Here is a 1,030-nt window from a genome sequence, read left to right as displayed (position 1 = left end):
ATGGTAGCTATGGCAGTCAGGTATTCCAAGTAGGCGCCAATGCGAATGAAACAATCAGTGTTTCGCTGCGTAGCACAGATGCAGCTTCAATTGGTTCCAGTAAAATAGCGCAAACAGCAGGAACACCCGCAGGGGTTGCAGGTTTGGTCGATAATGCTACAGCGGTTTATACTGCGGGTGATTGGACCATCACTAATAGTGTCAGTGGCAATTCCAAAGATATTGCAGTCACAGCCACAGACGATGCGGCCAGTCTTGCGAAAAAATTTAACGATGTCAGCAGTACCACCGGTGTAACAGCCACAGCCTCTAATACTATCGAATTGTCTGCATTGACTTTCGATGGCGGTACTTTGGATTGGTCGATAGGCGGGGCCACGATTACCGGGGCAGCAGACCAACAGGATATTATCGATCAAATCAACTCCCAGACATCCACCACAGGAGTGAGTGCAAATCTAGTTGATGGTAAAGTGCAGATCACCAAGGATGATGGCGCAAATATGGACTTTGGCGCTGCAGCATTTACCGGGGGCGGCGGTTCAGAAGCAATAGAGTTAAACGGTGTAATAGGTGGCACAGCTGATTCAACTGACTTTGATGCAACAACAGCAGGTGGTGGCACTGCCAATGGGGTGTTGAGCTTTGCATCCAATTCGGCTTTTAGTCTGAGTGATGATGGAGCTGCAGATATATCTGAACTGACCGATGTGACAGTGTCTAGCTTGGATACAGTGGAAAACGTGGATATTTCGACCGCCGATGGTGCCCAGTCAGCTATCAGCGTTATCGATGGTGCGATTGCGATGATTGATAACCAACGTGCTGATTTGGGTGCGGTACAAAACCGGATGAGCTTTACCATCAACAACCTGAACAGTATTGCCACCAACGTGTCTGACGCCCGCAGCCGTATTCAGGATGTGGACTTCGCCAAGGAAACTGCCACCATGACCAAGCAGCAGATTTTGTCCCAGACTTCCTCTGCGATGCTGGCCCAGGCGAACCAGTTGCCTCAGGTGGCCCTGTC

The 1,030-nt window shown here is 49.9% G+C and carries 1 protein-coding gene; it reads left to right on the top strand.

The annotated features are described in order from the left end of the window. On the top strand, positions 1-1,030 hold a 1,030-nt coding region (locus CX651_RS19760; protein WP_101057804.1), incomplete at both ends, for a flagellin.

The organism is Shewanella chilikensis, assembly GCF_002836945.1.
In the GTDB taxonomy this organism is placed as follows: domain Bacteria; phylum Pseudomonadota; class Gammaproteobacteria; order Enterobacterales; family Shewanellaceae; genus Shewanella; species Shewanella chilikensis.
Note: the sequence above shows the minus strand (reverse complement) of the source record. Positions and strands in the feature narration are given on the sequence as shown.